Source organism: Streptomyces sp. NPDC057617, from assembly GCF_042800555.1.
Taxonomy (GTDB): Bacteria; Actinomycetota; Actinomycetes; order Streptomycetales; family Streptomycetaceae; genus Streptomyces.
Genome location: NZ_JBHVGV010000003.1, coordinates 318856 through 338563, shown reverse-complemented (window position 1 = coordinate 338563; position 19708 = coordinate 318856). Strand labels below are relative to the sequence as shown.

Genomic DNA, 19708 nt, shown 5'->3' with positions numbered 1-19708 from the left:
ATGATCGTTTTTATGGGAGAAGTCCGTTTGGCCGCCGATCGATCGAGCCGAGGCGGCGAGCGCTCGCGCCGCGCCGCGGTGTCCGCCGTCTGGTACCTGCGCGCCGTCGCCTTCGTCAATTTCCTCAGCGCCGTCTGGGTCTCCTTCGGCCAGGACCTGCGGCGCCACAACACCGACGACTACTTCACCCCGTATCTCCTGACCGCGGGTTTCGCCTCCGGCGCGTTCACCCTCTTCCTCGCCGTCACCATGCGCCGCCGCAAGCGCGCCGCCTGGATTCTCAATCTCGTGCTGTCCGGGCTCTTTCTGGTGCTGTTCGCCTTCGGCATGGCCTTCCCGGAGATCAGGCGCTATCCGCAGAACTGGATCTCCATCGCCCTGACCGCCGCCTTCGTCGGTGCGCTGGTCCTCGGCCGGCGGGAGTTCTACGCGAAGGGCGACCGTGCCAATCCCCGGCTGGCCGCGGTCGTGGCCGCCGGCGGACTGCTCGTCACCTCCCTGCTGGCCGCGCTGCTCGTCACCGTCACCAACACCGCCCGCGGCGGCTCGGCCTTCACCGAGCGCTGGCGGTACGGAGCGACCCGGCTGGTCTCCCTGACCGCCGACGACGCCCGCTATCCGGGCATCGCCACCCCCGGCTGGACCAATGTCACCATCAACGTCCTGTCGACCCTGCTGCTGCTCGCCGTGCTGTACGCGGCGTTCCGCTCGACGCGCGCGGTCGACCCGCTCACCCTGGAGGACGAGGCGCGGCTGCGGCTGCTGCTCGACCGGTACGGCGAGCGCGACTCCCTGGGCTATTTCGCACTGCGCCGCGAGAAGAGCGTCGTATGGTCCCCGACCGGCAAGGCGGCCATCACGTACCGGGTCGTCGGCGGGGTCTCGCTGGCCTCGGGCGATCCGATCGGCGACCCGGAGGCCTGGCCCGGCGCGATCGTGCCCTGGCTGGCCGAGGCACGCGAACACGGCTGGATCCCGGCGGTCATGGGCGCGGGCGAGGAGGCCGGCACCATCTACGCCCGGTACGGACTCGACGCGCTGGAGCTGGGCGACGAGGCGATCGTCGAGACGGCCGACTTCGCCCTGGAGGGGCGCGCAATGCGGACCGTACGCCAGGCGTACAACCGGGTCGCGCGGGCCGGCTACCAGGTCCGGATCCGGCGTCACGAGGACATCCCCGCCGGGGAGATGGCGGATCTGCTGCGCCGTGCCGAGGACTGGCGCGACGGTGCCACCGAGCGCGGCTTCTCCATGGCCCTCGGCCGGCTCGGCGACCCGGGCGACGGCCGCTGTGTGATGCTCGAATGCTGGCTCGGCGAACCGGGCGGGGCCGAGGGGCGGCTGCGCGCGGTGCTGAGCTTCGTACCGTGGGGTCCCAAGGGCCTCTCGCTCGATCTGATGCGCCGTGACCGCGACAGCGAGAACGGTCTGATGGAGTTCATGGTCATCGAACTCCTCCAGCGCGCCGGGGAGATCGGGATCACCCAGCTCTCGCTGAACTTCGCCATGTTCCGGTCGGTCTTCGAGCGCGGCGGAAAGCTGGGCGCGGGCCCGGTGCTGCGGCTGTGGCGTTCGCTGCTGAGCTTCTTCTCGCGCTGGTGGCAGATCGAGTCGCTGTACCGCGCCAACGCCAAGTACCGGCCCATCTGGGAGCCCCGCTTCATGCTCTTCGAGAAGAGCGCCGACCTGCCGCGCATCGGTGTCGCGGCGGGCCGCGCGGAAGGCTTTCTGGAGGCCCCCGGACTGCCGCGCTGGCTGCGCCGTGACCGCCTGGGGTCCACCCGCTGACCCTGGTCCCCGGCCGGGCCCGGGCTACGCTCGCGCGATGACCTCCCAGGATCGCAAGGACGGCATACCGGCCGGCGGAGCCGACGGCGAGGGCGCCCGCGTGCCCGTCACCGACGGGCTGCGGTTCGCCTTCGGCACCCTCACCGTCCTCCCCGTCCGGGTCACCCGCTGGGACCGCGCCGCCGCCCGCGCCGGGATGCTCTGCGCGCCGGCCGCCGGACTGGTGGTCGGCCTGGCTTCGGCGGCCCTCGGCGGGCTGCTGCTCCTCGCGGGCGCGACGCCGCTGCTCGCGGCCGTGGCCACCGTCGCCGTCCCCGCCGTCCTCACCCGCGGGCTGCATCTCGACGGGCTCGCCGACACCGCGGACGGCCTCGGCAGCGGCCGGCCCGCCGAGGAAGCGCTGCGGATCATGAAGCGCTCGGACATCGGCCCGTTCGGGGTGATCACGCTGCTGCTGACCCTGCTGGCCCAGGTCGCGGCGGTGTCCGGGCTGTACGGGGAGAGCTGGGCGCGCGGCGCGGTGGCGGTGGCCGTGGCGGCGGTGGCTGCCCGGCTCGCGCTCACCCTCACCTGCCGTACGGGCGTGCCCCCGGCCCGCCCCGACGGACTGGGCGCGGCGGTCGCGGGCACGGTGCCGGTACGGTCCGCCGTCCTCGCGGCCGTCCTCGTCACGGCACTCTGCGCGGCGGCGGGCGGACTCTTCGGGATCTCCGGCTCCGTACGGCACACGCTGGCGGTTCTCGCCGCGCTCGGTGCGGCGCAACTGCTCCTGCGGCACTGCGTACGGCGCTTCGGCGGGGTCACCGGCGATGTTTTCGGCGCCCTCGCGGAGACCGCGGCGACGGTGGCGCTTGTCGTACTGTCACTCGGTTAAAACGCGGCCACAGACGGGTGAACCGCCGCCCCCGTCGAGGGCGTCCATCACTCAGCGTAGGCTCGTTCCCGCCGCTGTCGGGGCCGAAATACGATATGGCGGGCTCGGTCGGCCCACCCTTCGACCGCCAATGAACACAACGGAAGCGAGATTTCACCACCGTGACTGCTCTCACTCTCAGCACTGCCGGCGCGGCGTCCCTGCGCGCCGACGCGATCGTCGTCGGCGTCGCGAAGGGCGCAAAGGGGCCGGTCGTGGCACCGGGCGCCGAGGCCGTGGACAAGGCGTTCGACGGAAAGCTCGGCAGCGTCCTGGAGACCCTCGGTGCCTCGGGCGCCGAGGGCGAGGTGACCAAAGTGCCCTCGCCCTCCGGACTGAAGGCCCCCGTCGTCCTCGCTGTCGGGCTCGGCCCGGTACCGGGCAAGGACGACTCGTACGGTACGGAGCCGCTGCGCCGCGCCGCCGGGTCCGCCGCCCGTGCGCTCTCCGGCCGCAAGAAGGCCGCGTTCGCGCTGCCCGTCGAGTCGGCCGAGGCCGTCGAGGCGGTCGCCGAGGGCGCGCTGCTCGGCGCGTACGCCTTCCTCGCGTACCAGGGCGGCGAGAAGAACGGCAACGGGAAGAACGGCAAGAACGGCGGCAACGGCAAGGCCGAGAACGGTCCGAAGCTGCCGCTCGGCGAGGTCCTGCTCGTCGGCACCAAGCCGCGCGACAAGGCGGTCAAGGCCGCCGCGGACCGCGCGATCGCGCTGACCGAGGAGGTCAACCGCGCCCGTGACCTGGTCAACACCCCGCCGAACGATCTGACCCCCGAGGCGTTCGCCGCCGTGGCCACCGCCGCGGGCAAGGAGAACGGCATCAAGGTCCAGGTCCTCGACGAGAAGGCGCTCGCCAAGGGCGGTTACGGCGGCATCCTCGGCGTCGGCCAGGGCTCGGCCAATCCGCCCCGCCTGGTGAGGCTCTCGTACACGCACCCCGACGCGGTGAAGACGCTCGCGCTCGTGGGCAAGGGCATCACGTACGACTCGGGCGGCATCTCGCTCAAGCCGGCCGGCCACAACGAGACCATGAAGTGCGACATGAGCGGCGCCGCCGCGGTGTTCGCGGCCGTGGTCACCGCCGCGCGGCTGGGCCTCACCGTCAATGTCACCGGCTGGCTGGCCCTGGCGGAGAACATGCCGTCCGGCTCGGCCGTCCGCCCGGGCGACGTCCTGCGCATGTACAGCGGCAAGACCGTCGAGGTCCTCAACACCGACGCCGAGGGCCGGCTCGTCCTGGCGGACGCGCTGACCCGCGCCTGCGAGGAGAAGCCGGACGCGATCGTGGACGTGGCGACGCTGACCGGCGCGATGGTGCTGGCACTGGGGCACCGTACGTTCGGGATCATGGCGAACGACGACGCGTTCCGTACGACCATCCACGAGCTGGCCGAGGAGGCGGGCGAGGCGTCCTGGCCGATGCCGCTCCCCGCGGATCTGCTCAAGGGCATGGACTCCCCGACCGCGGACATCGCGAACATCGGCGAGCGGATGGGCGGCGGGCTGGTCGCCGGACTGTTCCTGAAGGAGTTCGTCGCCGAGGGCATCACCTGGGCCCACCTGGACATCGCGGGCCCGGCCTTCCACGAGGGCGCCCCGTACGGCTACACCCCCAAGGGCGGCACCGGCTCCGCGATCCGCACGCTCGTCAAACTGGCTGAGTCTTTTTAGGGCTCGCGCGACCGGCATAGCCTGTGGCGGCAGGAATACGAGACCCGCCCCCGGGTGTTCCGCATCCGGGGGCGGGGAGACCCTACGCCGGGGTAACCCCCTGGGCCGGTGCGTCCCTCGTCTCAGACTCCAGCCCCGCGTCCCACCGGTCCCGAACAAGTGCGAAGATGGGTTCTCGGCAGGACAGGGCCCCCACCACAGGGCCGAAGAGAAGCGGCCGAACACCAGCCGCCGCCCGGTCATGGAGACCGCGCCCGGCGCACATGCATGGAGGACGTGACGTGGCGAACGACGCCAGCACCGTTTTCGACCTAGTGATCCTCGGCGGCGGTAGCGGTGGTTACGCCGCGGCCCTGCGCGGAGCGCAGCTCGGCCTGGACGTGGCCCTGATCGAGAAGAACAAGCTGGGCGGCACCTGCCTGCACAACGGCTGCATCCCCACCAAGGCCCTGCTGCACGCCGGCGAGATCGCCGACCAGGCACGCGAGGCCGACCAGTTCGGTGTCAGGACCTCTTTCGAGGGCATCGACATCGAGGGGGTCCACAAGTACAAGGACGAGGTCGTCTCCGGCCTCTACAAGGGTCTTCAGGGTCTGGTCGCCTCCCGCAAGGTGACCTACATCGAGGGCGAGGGCCGGCTGTCCTCCCCCACCTCCGTGGATGTGAACGGCCGCCGCGTCCAGGGCCGCCATGTCCTCCTCGCGACCGGCTCCGTGCCGAAGTCGCTGCCGGGCCTGGTGATCGACGGCGAGCGGATCATCTCGTCCGACCACGCCCTGACGCTGAACCGGGTCCCGCAGTCCGCGATCATCCTCGGCGGCGGTGTGATCGGCGTCGAGTTCGCCTCGGCGTGGAAGTCCTTCGGCACGGATGTCACCGTGGTCGAGGGCCTGAAGCATCTTGTCCCGGTCGAGGACGAGAACAGCTCCAAGCTCCTGGAGCGCGCCTTCCGCAAGCGCGGTATCAAGTTCAACCTCGGTACGTTCTTCGAGAAGGCCGAGTACACGCAGGACGGCGTCCGTGTCACGCTGGCCGACGGCAAGGCCTTCGAGGCCGAGGTGCTGCTGGTCGCGATCGGCCGCGGCCCGGTCTCGCAGGGGCTCGGGTACGAGGAGCAGGGCGTCGCGATGGACCGCGGCTATGTCCTCGTCGACGAGTACATGCGGACGAACGTGGCGACCATCTCGGCCGTCGGTGACCTGGTCCCGACCCTCCAGCTCGCGCACGTCGGCTTCGCCGAGGGCATCCTGGTGGCCGAGCGGCTGGCCGGTCTCAAGACCGTACCGATCGACTACGACGGCGTGCCGCGGGTGACCTACTGCCACCCCGAGGTCGCCTCCGTGGGGATCACCGAGGCCAGGGCCAAGGAGATCTACGGCGCGGACAAGGTCGTCGCCCTCAAGTACAACCTCGCGGGCAACGGAAAGAGCAAGATCCTCAAGACCGCGGGCGAGATCAAGCTCGTCCAGGTCAAGGACGGATCCGTGGTCGGTGTCCATATGGTGGGTGACCGTATGGGCGAGCAGGTCGGCGAAGCTCAGCTCATCTACAACTGGGAGGCTCTGCCTGCCGAGGTCGCGCAGCTCATCCACGCGCACCCGACCCAGAACGAGGCGCTCGGTGAGGCCCATCTCGCCCTCGCCGGCAAGCCCCTCCACTCCCACGACTGATTCAGTCCGGGCGCTGACGACCACCTACCGCACATTCGTTAGGAGCAACTGAAACCATGGCGGTTTCCGTAACCCTGCCGGCGCTCGGCGAGAGCGTCACCGAGGGCACTGTCACCCGCTGGCTGAAGGCCGAAGGCGAGCGCGTCGAGGCCGACGAGCCGCTGCTCGAGGTCTCCACCGACAAGGTCGACACCGAGATCCCGGCCCCGGCCGGCGGTGTGCTGGCGTCCATCAAGGTCGCCGAGGACGAGACCGTGGAGGTCGGCGCCGAGCTGGCCATCATCGACGACGGTACGGGCGCTCCCGCGGCCGCCCCGGCGCCTGTCGCCGAGCCCGCCCCCGTACCCGCGCCTGCTCCGGCCTCGGTGGCCGAAGCTCCGGCTCCGGCCCCCCAGCCCGCTCCCGTACCGGCCGCCGCTCCGGCGGGCGGCGCCTCCGGGACCGATGTGGTCCTTCCGGCGCTCGGCGAGAGCGTCACCGAGGGCACGGTCACGCGCTGGCTGAAGGAGGTCGGCGAGTCGGTCGAGGCCGACGAGCCGCTGCTTGAGGTGTCGACCGACAAGGTGGACACCGAGATTCCCGCCCCGGCCTCCGGTGTGCTGCTGGAGATCGTGGTGGGCGAGGACGAGACCGCCGAGGTCGGCGCCAAGCTCGCCGTGATCGGCGCCCCGGGTGCCGCTCCGGCAGCGCCCGCCGCCCCGGCAGCGCCTGCTCCGGCCCCGGCCGCCCCGGCGCCCGCTCCGGTCGCCGCCGCGCCCGCCCCGGCCCCGGCTCCCGCGCCGGTGGCTCCCCCGGCTCCTGCCGCCCCGGTCGCGCCCCCGGCTCCGCCGGCCCCCGCGCCCGTAGCGCAGCAGCAGCCCGCTCCCGTCGCTCCGGCGGCGCCCGTGGTGAGCCCCACGGCCGCCGAGGACGAGGGCGCGTATGTCACCCCGCTGGTACGGAAGCTCGCCGCCGAGAGCGGTGTCGACCTGAGCACGGTCAAGGGCACCGGCGTCGGCGGCCGTATCCGCAAGCAGGACGTCATCGCCGCCGCGGAAGCCGCCGCCCAGGCCGCGAAGGCGGCCGCGGCCCAGGCAGCCGCCCAGGCCAAGGCCCCGGCCGCCGCTCCCGCCGCGGTGTCGAAGGCGCCGAAGCTGGAGGCGTCCCCGCTGCGCGGCCAGACCGTCAAGATGCCCCGGATGCGCAAGGTCATCGGCGAGAACTTGATGAAGGCCCTGCACACGCAGGCCCAGCTCACCTCGGTCGTCGAGGTGGACGTCACGAAGCTGATGCGGCTGCGCGCCCAGGCCAAGGACTCCTTCGCCGCCCGCGAGGGCGTCAAGCTGTCCCCGATGCCGTTCTTCGTCAAGGCGGCGGCCCAGGCGCTGAAGGCCCACCCGGTCATCAACGCCCGGATCAACGACGACGGCACGATCACCTACTTCGACACCGAGAACATCGGTATCGCGGTGGACTCCGAGAAGGGTCTGATGACCCCGGTCATCAAGGGCGCGGGCGATCTGAACATCGCCGGTATCTCCAAGAAGACCGCGGAGCTGGCGGCGGCCGTCCGGGCCAGCAGGATCACTCCGGACGATCTGGCCGGCGCGACCTTCACCGTCAGCAACACCGGTTCGCGTGGCGCCCTGTTCGACACGATCATCGTGCCGCCGAGCCAGGTCGCCATCCTGGGCATCGGCGCCACGGTCCGGCGTCCGGTGGTCATCAACCACCCGGACCTGGGCGAGACGATCGCGGTGCGCGACATGACGTATGTCGCCCTCTCCTACGACCACCGCCTGGTGGACGGCGCCGACGCCGCCCGCTATCTGACGGCGGTCAAGGCGATCCTCGAAGCCGGCGAGTTCGAGGTGGAGCTGGGCCTGTAGGGCCGACGGACAGCCCGTACAGCCGGGTTATGACACTGCGCCCCCGCCCGGATCCGCTCCGGGCGGGGGCGCCGTCGTGAGGGGCACGCGCCGTATTGTCTACACATCGACCGCTGCCACCGAGGAGCGTTTCATGGTCCAGCCCGTCATCCACTCGCTCCGCGAGCAGATCCGCGAGCACATCGTGGAAGGCATCGTCAGTGGCCGCTGGAAGCCGGGCGAGCGGATCGTGGAGCGCCGGATCGCCACGGAGCTCCAGGTCAGCCAGACCCCGGTACGTGAGGCGCTGCGCGAGCTGGAGAGCCTGCGCCTGATCGAATCGGCCCCCAACAAGGGCGTACGGGTACGGAATCTGACCGCGGCCGATCTGGAGGAGAGCTATCCCGTACGGGCCGGTCTTGAGCAGATCGCCGCCGAACTGGCCGCCGAGCGGCTGGCCCTGGACTGCTCCACGCTGGAGCCGCATGTGGCGGCGCTGTACGAGGCGGACCGCAAGGCGGACGGTACGGGCCAGGTGCGGCACACCGTGGCCTTCCACCGGGAGCTGGTGCGGGCCGCCGGCAACGGCGTCCTGCTGCACACCTGGGAGGGGCTGGGCATCGAGGTGTTCACGGCCCTGTCGATCCGCTGGCTGGGGACCGTACAGCAGTCGTACGCCGAGGAGCACGAGGAGCTGGTCGAGGCGTTCCGGAGACGGGATCCGCTCATCGGCACACTGGTGAAGGACCATGTGCTCGGATGTGCGCCGCGCGCCTGATCCACCCCTTCCGTACCGCTTTGTCACCCGTCACTGGGTGCCCCTGTCTGGGGCACGGAATGCCAATTTCTTCCGATCGAGAAGTTTTGCCCGGCAACCCTTTGATCGATCATCGATCAGCGACTTACAGTCAAAGGCGGGCTGCACCCAGCCCCTCCGCCCTGTCCTGCCAGACAAGGCTTTTCTCCACCCCCCTCCTGTCGGAAGGCGGCGACCATGCCCGACCCCGTAGGCAAGCTTCCGAGCGAGCTGGACCAGCTCCCGGACCGTGACGCCGAGGAGACCGCCGAATGGGCGGCCTCCCTCGACGCCGTGACCGAGCACGCCGGCCCCCACCGCGCCGCGTATCTGATGCGCCGCACCCTCCAGCACGCCGGAACGGCCGGGGTCCCGGTGCCGGCGCTCCTGGAGACCGACTACGTCAACACCATCCCCACCGCCGCCGAGCCGGTCTTCGACGGTGACGAGGAGATGGAGTCCCGGATCACCGCCTGGAACCGCTGGAACGCGGCGGCGATGGTCACCCGCGGCTCCCGGCTCGGGGTCGGCGGCCATATCGCGACCTTCGCCTCGGCCGCGTGGCTGTACGAGATCGGCTTCAACCACTTCTTCCGTGGCAAGGAGGGCGGGGACGGCTCCGGCGACCAGCTCTACATCCAGGGCCACGCCTCCCCCGGTATCTACGCCCGCGCCTTCCTCGACGGCCGGCTGACCGAGGCCCACCTGGACAACTTCCGCCAGGAGGCGGGCGGCCAGGGGCTGCCCTCGTACCCGCATCCGCGGCGGCTGCCGTGGCTCTGGGAGTTCCCGACCGTCTCCATGGGCCTCGGCCCGCTCTCCGCGATCTACCAGGCGCGTTTCAACCGCTATCTGTCGAACCGCGGGATCAAGGACACCTCCGCCTCGCACGTCTGGGCCTTCCTCGGCGACGGCGAGATGGACGAGCCGGAGTCGACGGCTGCACTCGCCCTGGCGTCCCGTGAGCAGCTCGACAATCTGACCTTTGTCATCAACTGCAACCTCCAGCGCCTCGACGGCCCGGTCCGCGCGAACTTCAAGATCGTGCAGGAGCTGGAGGCCCAGTTCCGCGGCGCCGGCTGGAATGTCGTCAAGTCGCTGTGGGGTTCCGCCTGGGACGAGCTGTTCGCCCTGGACACCACGGGCGCGCTGGTACGGCGGCTGCGCCAGGTGCCGGACGCGCAGTTCCAGACGTACGCGACGCGGGACATCGCGTATGTCCGCGAGCACTTCTTCGGTGTCGACCCGGCTCTGATCGAGATGTCGAAGCTGCTGTCGGACGCGAAGATCGCCGAGTGCTTCTTCACCTCGCGCGGCGGCCACGAGGCCCGCAAGGTGTACGCGGCGTACCGCGCGGCCCTGGCGCACAAGGGCGCCCCGACCGTGATCCTGGCGCAGACCGTGAAGGGCTACACCCTCGGCCCGGGCTTCGAGTCGCGCAACGCCAACCACCAGATGAAGAAGCTCTCGGGCGAGCAGTACCGCTCGATGAGGGACCTCCTCGGTCTCCCCATCCCGGACGCGAAGCTCAACGAGGACCTGATGCCGTACGGCCACCCGGGCGCGGACTCCCCGGAGGTGCGGTACCTCCAGGAGCGCCGGGCGGCGCTGGGCGGCCCCGCGCCGGCCCGCCGGGTGCATCCGGTCGTGCTGCCCGAGCCGTCCGACCGTGCGTTCCAGACGGTCTACAAGGGCTCGGGCAAGCAGCCGGTGGCGACCACCATGGCGTTCGTACGGCTGATGAAGGACCTGATGCGGGACAAGGAGACCGGCAGGCGCTGGGTCCCGATCGTCCCGGACGAGGCGCGCACCTTCGGTATGGAGGCGCTGTTCCCGTCGGCCGGCATCTACTCGCCGCTGGGCCAGACGTACGATCCGGTCGACCGCGACCAGATCATGTACTACAAGGAGGCCAGGGACGGCCAGATCCTCAACGAGGGGATCACCGAGGCCGGTTCGATGGCCGACTTCATCGCCGCAGCGACCTCGTACGCGACGCACGGCGAGCCGATGATCCCGTTCTACATCTTCTACTCGATGTTCGGCTGGCAGCGTACGGGCGACCAGATGTGGCAGCTCGCCGACCAGCTCGGCAAGGGTTTCATCGTCGGCGCCACGGCCGGCCGTACGACCCTGACGGGCGAGGGGCTCCAGCACGCGGACGGGCACTCGCATCTGATCGCGTCCACCAACCCGGCCTCGCTCAACTACGACCCGGCGTTCGCGTACGAGATCGCCGTGATCGTCAAGGACGGTCTGCGGCGGATGTACGGTCCGGACGCCGAGGACGTCTTCTACTACCTGACGGTCTACAACGAGCCGATGCCGCAGCCCGCGATGCCGGAGGGCGTCGAGGAGGGCATCGTCAAGGGCCTGTACCGCTTCAAGGAGGGCGTCCCGGCGGCCGCGGACTCGCCCCGTACCCAGCTTCTGGCGTCGGGTACGGCGATCCACTGGGCCCTGGAGGCGCAGGAACTGCTCGCCGCCGACTGGGGCGTCACGGCCGATGTCTGGTCCGCGACCTCCTGGAGCGAGCTGCGGCGGGACGCGATGGAGGCGGACGCGGCGCTGCTGCGCGGCGAGGAGCGGGTGCCGTATGTGACCCGGACGCTCTCCGGCGCGCCGGGCCCGGTCCTCGCGGTCAGCGACTGGATGCGCCAGGTCCCGGACCAGATCAGCCAGTGGGTGGAGCAGGACTACACCTCGCTCGGTACGGACGGCTTCGGCCTCTCCGACACCCGTGACGCGGCCCGTCGCCACTTCGGTGTGGACGCCCGGTCGGTCGTGGTGGCGGCGCTGGCGCAGCTCGCCCGCAGGGGCGAGGTCAAGCCCGAGCGGGTCGTCGAGGCCCGCGAGCGCTACGGCCTCTGACCGGAAGGCCATTCGGCCGACAACCCCGGACGCGACGCCCCTCCCGTTCACAGGATCCGGGAGGGGCGCCGTCCGTAAGGCCCCCGCGCTCAGCGTGCGAACCGGGGCAGCCACTTGACCTGGTAGTCGGGGTGCCCCGCGTGCTCGGCGGCCAACTGCCGTACGACAAAACCGAGGCCGACCGCCCGCCCCGAGGCGAAGTCGCGCACCGGGCGGTCGATGTCGAGTGCCGCCACTTCCGTGTACTCGTCGAGGAGCACCCTGTTCGTCTCGATCCGGCGGAGGGTGTACGCGGGGTCCTGGCGCGCGATGTGCCGGTCGTAGCCGCGCGTGCGCACGGCGAAGGCGATCCCGCCGGTACGGTCGTGGATCTCGCCCGGCGTTTCGGGCGGGCACCGCCAGTCCTCCTCGCCGGCCTCCCGCGCGATCCGCTCCTCCTCGTCGAGGCGAGCCCGGACAAAGGCCACCAGGTCGGTGTCGTGGTCTGTCATGAGTTCCGATCCTTTGCCGTCCCGTACACGGTCTGTCTGTGATCTATACGGGATCTGGGCGCCTATACGCCACTTGTCATGGAATCCGGCCACGCGAATTGGCCAACCGCTTCCACGGCCCGCCGGGCTCCCCGGCATCATGGAGTCATGCGCGCTGCCCGGCTGATCAAGATGGTTCTCCTGCTCCAGTCCAGACCCTCCATGACCGCTGCCGAGCTGGCGCGGGAGCTTGAGGTCTCCGAGCGGACCATCACCCGGGACGCCCAGGCGCTGTCCGAGGCGGGCGTGCCGGTCTACGCGGACCGGGGCAGGAGCGGCGGATACCGGCTGATCGGCGGCTACCGGACCCGGCTGACCGGTCTTGCGCGCAGTGAGGCCGAGGCGCTGTTCCTCTCCGGAGTGCCGGGCGCGCTGCGGGAGATGGGGCTCGACGACGTGTCGTCGGCGGCCCGGTTGAAGGTGTCGGCGGCGCTCCTGCCGTCGCTGCGGGACGCCCCGGACTCGGCGTCACAGCGCTTCCATCTCGACGCGCCCGGCTGGTATCAGGAGCCGCAGACACCGGAACTGCTTCCTGCGATCGCCGAGGCGGTGTGGGACGACCGGCTGCTGGGCGCCCGCTACCGGCGCAGGGACAGCGAGGTGGAGCGGGAGCTGGCGCCGTACGGTCTCGTGCTCAAGGCCGGGGTCTGGTACCTCTGCGCCTGTGTGCAGGGCACGTTCCGGGTGTACAGGATCGACCGGTTCACCACGGTCGAGCCCCAGAAGGAACGTTTCGTCAGGGAGGAATCCTTCGATCTGCCCACCTTCTGGGACGAGCAGTCGGCGGAGTTCGCGCGCTCGCTGCTGCGCACCGAGATCGTGGTACGGCTCTCCGCGGACGGCGCCCGCAGGCTGCCGTATGTCGTGGACCGGGCCGCCGCCCGTGAGGCCGTCGCCGCGGCCGGCCCCGCCGGCGCCGACGGGCTGCTCACCGTGACACTTCCGGTGGAGTCCGAGGACGTGGCGTTCGGGCAGTTGCTCACCCTCGGCCCGGACGCGGAGATCCTGGAACCGGCCTCGCTGCGCGGGCGGTTCGCCGAGGCGGCGGAACGGATGCGCGCGCTGTACGGGTGAGAGCGCCCCGTACACGCCCACGCACACACCCCCCCCGTACACACTCACGCACACGCCCCTGCACACGCCCCGTACGGGCCCTCGACGCGCCCCTGTGCATTGCTTCCCGCGCACGGGTCTCCGCGCATCAAAATGGCCCCCAATGGCGGGGCATTGGCAGTGGCGAGATGTCCGCTTCCGGCAACTCTCCTCCATTGGCAGGCTGTTGTAGAGTTTGGCTGTGTCCGGAGACAGCGCCCTGACCGAGGGACAACAGCGTCCACGGGATGTGGTCGCGGACGCGCTGCGCCATCACATCTCCCAGGGGGAGCTGCGCGTCGGCGAGCGGATTCCCACCCAGGCCGAGCTGAGCGAACAGTACGGAGTCCCGCGCGGCGCGGTCCGCCGGGCCCTGGAACTCCTCGAACACGAGGGCCTGATCAAGCGCGCCCAGCAGGGCACTCCGGCGACGGTCGCCAGGACCACCCCGCTGGCCTCCCCGCTCCCGGCCGAGCCGCGAGGCCACGGCCGCGCCGATGACGTACCCGCCCCGCGCCGCCATCCGCCGCGCCCCGCAGGGGTGTTCCTCGGCGAGCGGGTCGCCCAGTGCTTCCGGCACCGGCGGGTGACCATCGACGCGTACTGCCTCAACGGCGAGACCCTCGCCTCCGCCCTCGCGGGCCCGCTCGTCGCCCTCGGCACCGCCGGCGTACGGAACCCGGAGCGGATCGCCGTACGGATCCTGCTGCCGAACGCCGACGATCCGCTGGCACTCCCCCAGGTCGTCGGCGAGCCGGCGAACACCCGGCCACGCGAGCGGCTCCGGGAGACCACCGCCCATATCTACGGATCGTTGCGCCACTCCCTGCGGATGCTCACCGTCCGCGGACTGGTCCCCGAGGTGTCGGTGGAGGCGCGGAAGGTCTCGATCAGCCCGACCCAGAAGGTGTACATCCTCAATGGGCAGGAGGTGCTGGCGGGCCACTACCAGGTGCAGTCGCGCCGGGTGGACCTCGACCGGGACGACCCGATCGAGATCTACGACATGCTCGGCGTGGAAGGCATGCTGTTCCGGCACACCGCGGTCGACAACGACCATGTCACGGCGGCCTATGTGGACCAGACCCAGCAGTGGTTCGACTCGCTGTGGAACACCATCGCGGTGCCCTGGGACTCCTGACGGGCCCCTGCCGCCGGCCCCCCTGTCACCGGGGGTTCGGCCCGCGGCGACCAGCACCGCCGGGGGCTCAGCCCGAGGCCACGAGCAGCAGGATCAGCAGCACCGAGGCCGCGCAGAGCAGATTGACGGTCTGTGTCCGGTCGGCGCGGTCGGCTCGTGCCGCGCGGATCAGCAGGGCGCAGACCAGTACGCCCATCGACCCCTCGGGCCCCAGGATCCCCGCCAACTGCGCCGCCCGGGCCGCCAGTTCCACCAGCCATTCGATACGTGTCAGTGCCCCCATGGCATCTCCTCCGCTTCCGATTCATCGCGCTTCGACCCTGCATGAACGGGACACCCTGCGGTTGGCACCCCGTTGGCAGAGAAAAGCTGCGGAGAGAAGGCCAATGGTCGGGTATCGGTCCCCTTCCCATACCCACTGGTAATGGTGGCCATTGTGGTGCAGGCCGCCCGGCCTGACCGCTCGGCCGGTCACTTCACCGGCCAGCGGGGCGAGTTGACCGGCGGTTGCAGGTATCTGTCCTGGCTTGAACGGCGGTTGTAGCCTCGGCTGTGTGATGCCCCCAGAGCGGGGAGGAGGCGACGACCTCCCCCAGTACCGCTCCATCGCCGACGATCTGCGCAGCCAGATCCTGGAGGGCCGGCTGCCCGCCGGCCAGACGCTGCCCAAGCAGCACCAGCTCCAGCGGCGGTACGGCGTGGGCCGCGGCACCATCCAGAGCGCCCAGCAGATGCTCCGTGACGAAGGCCTGCTGGAGGAGGGCGCTCCCGGCCGGGCCGCCCGGGTCGCCAACCGGACTGCCAACCTCCAGCCATTGGCCCACCACATCACCCGTGCCTTCGCCGCCCGGCATGTCACCCTCGATGTCTGGTCGCTGACCACCGAGCAGCTCAGCAAGGCGGTGCAGAACGAGGTCGAGGCGATCCGCGAGGGCCGCCGCCGCCCGCCGGAGTCGATCACCGTACGGGTCCTCCTGCCGGACCTGGTGACCAGCCACCCGTATCCGCGCCACGCCGACGACCCCGCCGACCCCAGGCCGCTGGCGAGGCTGCGCCATGTGATCCGTACGTACGCCGGGGCGCTGGAGCACTCGCTGACCCTGCTGGCAGAACGGGGGCTGGTCGAGCAGGTCTCGGTGGCCGTCCGCGGGCTGCCGACGATCCCCGGCGAGAAGCGCTATCTGATCAACGGTACGGAGCTGCTGACCGGGTACTACTGGCTGGAGCGCGGCCAGATGCAGAACAATCCGGACGGCGCCTCGCTCGACGTACTGGAGCTGCGCAGCGGCGATCTGTTCGCGTCGTCGCTGACCGCGGAGGGGGCGAGCGTGGTGGAGCGGGCCCGATTCGAGCAGATCGCGCGCTGGTTCGAGTCGCGCTGGGAGCAGGTCGCGGAGCCGCTGCAGCTGGCGGACCAGCCGGGATCCTGAGCGGCGGGCCGGCCGGGATCCGAGGAACCTGCCTGCCGCGATCCGGAGATCCGGACGGACTGATTCCGTGGAGCCGGCCGGACGGGATCCTGGGCGTATGCCTCGCGCGTGTGAGAAAGGCGCATGATTTCGGCGGCTCCGCGTGCGCGGCCCTCCGCCAAGCACGATGCTTGACCCGTGATGGACGAGACGGAGTTCTGGGAGATCGTCGACAGCACCCGCGAGGCCGCCGAGGGCGACCCCGAGGACCACGCCGACCTGCTGGTCGAACGGCTGCTGACGCTCGATCCCGACTCCGTCCTGGACTTCGCCCGGCACTTCGAGTCCCGCTACAACCGCGCCTACCGCTGGGATCTGTGGGGCGCCGCCGCCGTCCTGCTCGGCGGTGCGAGCGACGACGCGTTCGACTACTTCCGCTGCTGGCTCATCGGGCAGGGCCGGGAGATCTTCGAGGGCGGGGTGCACGACCCCGACAGCCTCGCCGAACTGCTCGACGAGTTCGACGAGGACCTCGACGGGGACGGCGAGGAGCTGGGGTACGCGGCGGACGAGGCGTACGAACAGCTCACCGGGGTGGTGGCGCCGGACCTGGGCATCCCGCCGCAGACCGCGGAGCCGCAGGGCACACCGCTGGACTTCGAGGACGAGACGGCGCTGGCGGAGCGGTTCCCCCGGCTCTGGGAGCGCTTCGGCGCCCAGACGGCGGGGGAGGTCAGGAAGGGCCGCTAGGGCCCGGCCGGGCCTGACGCCCGGGTCTCACGGTCACGCCGGGCCCGGCCCGTACGGTTGGCGCGTGCCCGAACCGTACGGTCACGTGCCCGGCGGCGCCGGGCGCTCACTCCGTCAGCGACAGCCCCATGAACACGTCGTCCACGTACTGCCCCTCCACACAGAACTCCTCCGGCAGCACCCCCTCCACCACGAAGCCCTCGGACTCGTACAGCGCCCGCGCCGCCGTGTTGTACCCCAGCACCCGCAGCGTCAGCCGCCGCGCTCCCTGGTTGCGCGCGTGCAGGGCCGCCGCGCGGAGCAGGGCGCGTGCCACGCCCCGGCCGCGCGCCCACTCGTACACCGCCAGCCCCTGTATCTGCCGTACATGCGCGTTGGTGGCGAGCGGGGTGGGCCGTCCCACCCGTATGTACCCGGCGATCCGGTCCTCGCCGCCGTCCACGTCCATCTCCGCGACGAGATAGTCCTCGGGCGCGTGCGTGGCGTCGAAGAACGGGCCGAGGGGCGGCTCCGGCCTGGGGGTCACGGCATGCAGCGGCGACCAGGTCCGCAGGTTCAGATCGGACAGGACGTCCGCGTCCGCGGGGGACGCGGGGCGTATCCGGGGCGGTGTGCGCGGTTCGGACCTGGGTGAAGGCAGTGGAGATACAGGCATGATGCCACTGTGCCACGCGGCGTTCCGGGGCAGGATGGGGCCATGAGGATCGCGGTCACCGGCTCCACCGGGCTCATCGGCACGGCACTCGTACGCTCCCTGCGCGCTGACGGCCATGAGGTCGTACGGCTGGTGCGGCGCCCCGCGCGGGCGGACGACGAGGTCGAGTGGGATCCCCTGCGCCAGCGCGTCGACACCGGCCGGCTGCACGGCTGCGAGGCCGTCGTCCATCTCGCGGGCGCGGGCATCGCCGGCCGCCGCTGGACCGAGGCGTACAAGAAGGAGATCCGGGACAGCCGGATCCTCGGTACGGCCGCGATCGCCGAGGCCGTCGCCTCCCTCGCCGAGCCGCCCCGGGTGCTGGTGTGCGGCTCCGCCATCGGTTTCTACGGCGACACCGGCGCCCGGGCGGTGGACGAGAGCGCGCCGCCCGGCGACGGTTTCCTGCCGTCGCTCTGTCTGGCGTGGGAGGAGGCCGCCGTGCCCGCGGAGGAGGCGGGGGTACGGACGGTGTACGCCAGGACGGGTCTGGTGGTCTCGCGCGCGGGCGGCGCGTGGGGGCGGCTCTTCCCCGTCTTCCGCGCCGGTCTGGGTGGGCGGCTCGGCAGCGGGCGGCAGTACTGGAGCTTCATCTCCCTGCACGACGAGGTGGCGGCGCTGCGGCATCTCATCGACACGGAGTCCCTGGAGGGCCCGGTGAATCTCACGGCGCCCGAGCCGGTGACCAATCGCGAGGTGACGGCGGCGATGGGGCGGGTGCTGCACCGGCCGACCCCCTTCCCGGTCCCGGCGGTGGCGCTGCGGGTGGCGCTGGGCGATCTCGCGGAGGATGTGCTGGGCAGTCAACGGGTGCGGCCGGCGCACCTGTTGGAGTCCGGCTTCACGTTCGCGTTCCCCACCATCGACGAGGCCATCCGCGCGGCCTAGGTCCTGTCCGGCGGCCTTCTTACGGAGGTCCGCGCGCACCCCCCATGCACCGGTGACCCCTCACACGCGCGGCACCGGAGACGCCCTCCTCTTCCTACGCTCGACCGGAACTGGAGCCTCGCCCGGGTCTCACCGGGCGCCGGCCGCGCCGACATCGGGGAGGGGCACGTGCTCAGCACCGCACACCACTCGACCGCACAGCAGGCGGACGTCGTCATCATCGGAGCCGGCATCGCGGGTTTGTCGGCGGCCCGTCATCTGACCAGCGCAGGTGTAAGAGTCACTGTCCTGGAGGCCGCCCCTTACGTGGGCGGCAGGATGGCGACCGATGAGGTCGACGGCTTCCGGCTCGACCGCCAGGGGCAGTTGCTCACCACTTCGTATCCGGAGCTGCTCCGTACACCGGGTCTGGACGGCGCGGGGCTGCGGAAGTTCTCGCCGGGCGTGCTTGTGCACAGCGACGGACGCAACTACCGGACCGGGGCCGTGGGGAGCGCGCGGAGCGCACTGACGGTGGCACGCGCCCTGGCGAGCGCCCCCCGCCCGCCGCTGGGCGGCGCGGTCGACCAGGCCCGGCTCAGCGCCGTCCTGGGGCGGCTGGCGGCGATGCCGACGAGCCGACTGCTGACCCGGCCCGAACGCACCGCCCTGGAGGCGCTGTCCGCCCGCGGTCTGCCCGCCCGTACCGTCAACGGTTTTCTCCGCCCGCTGCTGTCCGCGCTGCTCTGCGACCCCGATCTGGGGACGTCCAGCCGCTGCGCCGATCTCGCGCTGCAAGCGTTCGCCCGGGGCCGGCTGTTCGTCACCGCGGGCGGTGCCTCGGCGCTGCCCGAACTGCTGGCGCGGGCGCTGCCGGAGGGCACCGTCCGTACGGATGTGTGCGTCACGGACGCGTCGATCAGCTGTGTCACCACCAAGGAGCACGGCGAGATCACCGGCCGTGCGCTGGTCCTGGCGACCGGCGCGCGGGCCGCGGCCGAGCTGCTGCCGGGGCTGCGGGTGCCGGACTTCCACCCCGTGACGGTTCTGCACCACACCGCGCCGGAACCGCCGATGACCGATCCGGCGCTGCTGCTGGACGCGGACCGGGGCGGTCCGGTCGCGCACACCGCCGTGATGAGCGCGGTCGATCCGGCGCGGGCGCCGGAAGGCCGGGTGCTGATCTCGTCGACGGTGCTCGGCACCCCTCCCCCGGCCGCGGATCTCGACCGTACGGTCCGCGCGCATCTCGCGAAGCTGTACGGGACGCCGACCGACGACTGGGAGCTGCTGGCCGCCTACCACGATCCGGAGGCGGTCCCCGCGATGCCCCCGCCGCACGATCTGCGGCGCCCGGTGCGGCTGTTGTCGGGGCTGTACGTGTGCGGGGACCACCGGGACACGAACACGGTCCAGGGCGCGCTGTTCTCGGGCCGCCGCGCGGCGCACGCGATCCTGCGTGACCTGGGGGTGCGGCCTACGGAAGAAGCGGAAGAGGCGGGACCGGAGCAACTGCCCGCGGTGGCGTAGGGCGTGCCGGTTCCCGGGCCCGTCCGGCTGCCGGTTCGTCCTCAATCGCCGGACGGGCCGGTGTGTGTCCTCCACCGCCCGACAGGCAGAGTTTTGGCCCTTTCGGCTATTGCGAAAACCAACCAACTTTTTCCGGTCCGCCC

At 71.4% G+C, this 19708-nt stretch carries 16 protein-coding genes; 13 read left to right on the top strand and 3 right to left on the bottom strand.

Features of this window, described 5'->3' with window-relative positions:
- Window positions 1–12: 12 nt before the first annotated feature.
- The 7 genes from ACFU9P_RS10425 to aceE all read left to right on the top strand — a co-directional run bounded on the left by ACFU9P_RS10425 (window position 13) and on the right by aceE (window position 11552).
- Window positions 13–1788: a phosphatidylglycerol lysyltransferase domain-containing protein gene (locus ACFU9P_RS10425; RefSeq protein ID WP_384078562.1), complete on the top strand. Its 1776-nt coding sequence runs from the start codon at window positions 13–15 to the stop codon at window positions 1786–1788.
- A gap of 37 nt (window positions 1789–1825) precedes the next feature.
- Window positions 1826–2662 (top strand): adenosylcobinamide-GDP ribazoletransferase, encoded by an 837-nt coding sequence (locus ACFU9P_RS10420; protein ID WP_384078561.1) that lies wholly within the window; start codon window positions 1826–1828, stop codon window positions 2660–2662.
- 161 nt (window positions 2663–2823) lie between these two features.
- Window positions 2824–4368, top strand: a complete 1545-nt coding sequence (locus ACFU9P_RS10415; RefSeq protein ID WP_384078560.1) for a leucyl aminopeptidase — start codon at window positions 2824–2826, stop codon at window positions 4366–4368.
- A 281-nt stretch (window positions 4369–4649) separates the two neighbouring features.
- Entirely contained in the window at window positions 4650–6038 is a 1389-nt protein-coding gene (lpdA, locus tag ACFU9P_RS10410; protein WP_376378862.1) for a dihydrolipoyl dehydrogenase, read from the top strand.
- A 56-nt stretch (window positions 6039–6094) separates the two neighbouring features.
- Complete coding sequence (gene sucB / locus ACFU9P_RS10405; protein ID WP_384078559.1) at window positions 6095–7906, top strand: 2-oxoglutarate dehydrogenase, E2 component, dihydrolipoamide succinyltransferase; 1812 nt, start codon at window positions 6095–6097, stop codon at window positions 7904–7906.
- A gap of 133 nt (window positions 7907–8039) precedes the next feature.
- Complete coding sequence (locus tag ACFU9P_RS10400; protein WP_376378868.1) at window positions 8040–8663, top strand: GntR family transcriptional regulator; 624 nt, start codon at window positions 8040–8042, stop codon at window positions 8661–8663.
- 216 nt (window positions 8664–8879) lie between these two features.
- Entirely contained in the window at window positions 8880–11552 is a 2673-nt protein-coding gene (gene aceE / locus ACFU9P_RS10395; RefSeq protein WP_384078558.1) for a pyruvate dehydrogenase (acetyl-transferring), homodimeric type, read from the top strand.
- An 89-nt stretch (window positions 11553–11641) separates the two neighbouring features.
- On the opposite strand, the gene ACFU9P_RS10390 is transcribed toward aceE, so the two are convergent.
- Window positions 11642–12043, bottom strand: coding sequence for a DUF6221 family protein (locus tag ACFU9P_RS10390; protein WP_376378873.1), 402 nt, complete (start codon window positions 12041–12043; stop codon window positions 11642–11644).
- A 147-nt stretch (window positions 12044–12190) separates the two neighbouring features.
- On the opposite strand from ACFU9P_RS10390, the gene ACFU9P_RS10385 reads away from it, so the two are divergent.
- Window positions 12191–13156, top strand: coding sequence for a helix-turn-helix transcriptional regulator (locus ACFU9P_RS10385; RefSeq protein WP_384078557.1), 966 nt, complete (start codon window positions 12191–12193; stop codon window positions 13154–13156).
- 220 nt (window positions 13157–13376) lie between these two features.
- Window positions 13377–14315, top strand: coding sequence for a winged helix-turn-helix domain-containing protein (locus ACFU9P_RS10380; protein WP_376378879.1), 939 nt, complete (start codon window positions 13377–13379; stop codon window positions 14313–14315).
- A 67-nt stretch (window positions 14316–14382) separates the two neighbouring features.
- Here ACFU9P_RS10380 and ACFU9P_RS10375 read toward each other — a convergent pair whose 3' ends face one another.
- The gene (locus tag ACFU9P_RS10375; protein ID WP_376378882.1) at window positions 14383–14598 is read right to left on the bottom strand and encodes a hypothetical protein; all 216 of its coding nucleotides are present in this window, start codon (window positions 14596–14598) and stop codon (window positions 14383–14385) included.
- Between the two features lie 274 nt (window positions 14599–14872).
- Here ACFU9P_RS10375 and ACFU9P_RS10370 point away from each other — a divergent pair, with 274 nt between their 5' ends.
- Window positions 14873–15745 carry a winged helix-turn-helix domain-containing protein gene (locus tag ACFU9P_RS10370; protein ID WP_384078938.1) on the top strand — a complete coding sequence of 291 codons (873 nt, stop codon included), beginning with the start codon at window positions 14873–14875 and terminating at the stop codon, window positions 15743–15745.
- Window positions 15746–15925: 180 nt separating this feature from the next.
- Complete coding sequence (locus tag ACFU9P_RS10365) at window positions 15926–16474, top strand: DUF4240 domain-containing protein (protein ID WP_376379135.1); 549 nt, start codon at window positions 15926–15928, stop codon at window positions 16472–16474.
- Between the two features lie 106 nt (window positions 16475–16580).
- Here ACFU9P_RS10365 and ACFU9P_RS10360 read toward each other — a convergent pair whose 3' ends face one another.
- The gene (locus ACFU9P_RS10360; RefSeq protein ID WP_384078556.1) at window positions 16581–17129 is read right to left on the bottom strand and encodes a GNAT family N-acetyltransferase; all 549 of its coding nucleotides are present in this window, start codon (window positions 17127–17129) and stop codon (window positions 16581–16583) included.
- Between the two features lie 42 nt (window positions 17130–17171).
- Here ACFU9P_RS10360 and ACFU9P_RS10355 point away from each other — a divergent pair, with 42 nt between their 5' ends.
- Both ACFU9P_RS10355 and ACFU9P_RS10350 read left to right on the top strand, forming a co-directional pair.
- The gene (locus ACFU9P_RS10355) at window positions 17172–18056 is read left to right on the top strand and encodes a TIGR01777 family oxidoreductase (protein ID WP_384078555.1); all 885 of its coding nucleotides are present in this window, start codon (window positions 17172–17174) and stop codon (window positions 18054–18056) included.
- A 168-nt stretch (window positions 18057–18224) separates the two neighbouring features.
- Complete coding sequence (locus ACFU9P_RS10350) at window positions 18225–19565, top strand: NAD(P)/FAD-dependent oxidoreductase (RefSeq protein ID WP_384078554.1); 1341 nt, start codon at window positions 18225–18227, stop codon at window positions 19563–19565.
- Window positions 19566–19708 lie beyond the last annotated feature (143 nt).

Coding starts and splice junctions, on each gene's coding strand:
- ACFU9P_RS10425 (WP_384078562.1), top strand. CDS start 13: ATGGGAGAAGTCCGTTTGGCCGCCGATCGATCGAGCCGAGGCGGCGAG.
- ACFU9P_RS10420 (WP_384078561.1), top strand. CDS start 1,826: ATGACCTCCCAGGATCGCAAGGACGGCATACCGGCCGGCGGAGCCGAC.
- sucB (WP_384078559.1), top strand. CDS start 6,095: ATGGCGGTTTCCGTAACCCTGCCGGCGCTCGGCGAGAGCGTCACCGAG.
- ACFU9P_RS10400 (WP_376378868.1), top strand. CDS start 8,040: ATGGTCCAGCCCGTCATCCACTCGCTCCGCGAGCAGATCCGCGAGCAC.
- aceE (WP_384078558.1), top strand. CDS start 8,880: ATGCCCGACCCCGTAGGCAAGCTTCCGAGCGAGCTGGACCAGCTCCCG.
- ACFU9P_RS10390 (WP_376378873.1), bottom strand. CDS start 12,043: ATGACAGACCACGACACCGACCTGGTGGCCTTTGTCCGGGCTCGCCTC.
- ACFU9P_RS10385 (WP_384078557.1), top strand. CDS start 12,191: ATGCGCGCTGCCCGGCTGATCAAGATGGTTCTCCTGCTCCAGTCCAGA.
- ACFU9P_RS10375 (WP_376378882.1), bottom strand. CDS start 14,598: ATGGGGGCACTGACACGTATCGAATGGCTGGTGGAACTGGCGGCCCGG.
- ACFU9P_RS10370 (WP_384078938.1), top strand. CDS start 14,873: ATGCCCCCAGAGCGGGGAGGAGGCGACGACCTCCCCCAGTACCGCTCC.
- ACFU9P_RS10365 (WP_376379135.1), top strand. CDS start 15,926: ATGGACGAGACGGAGTTCTGGGAGATCGTCGACAGCACCCGCGAGGCC.
- ACFU9P_RS10360 (WP_384078556.1), bottom strand. CDS start 17,129: ATGCCTGTATCTCCACTGCCTTCACCCAGGTCCGAACCGCGCACACCG.
- ACFU9P_RS10355 (WP_384078555.1), top strand. CDS start 17,172: ATGAGGATCGCGGTCACCGGCTCCACCGGGCTCATCGGCACGGCACTC.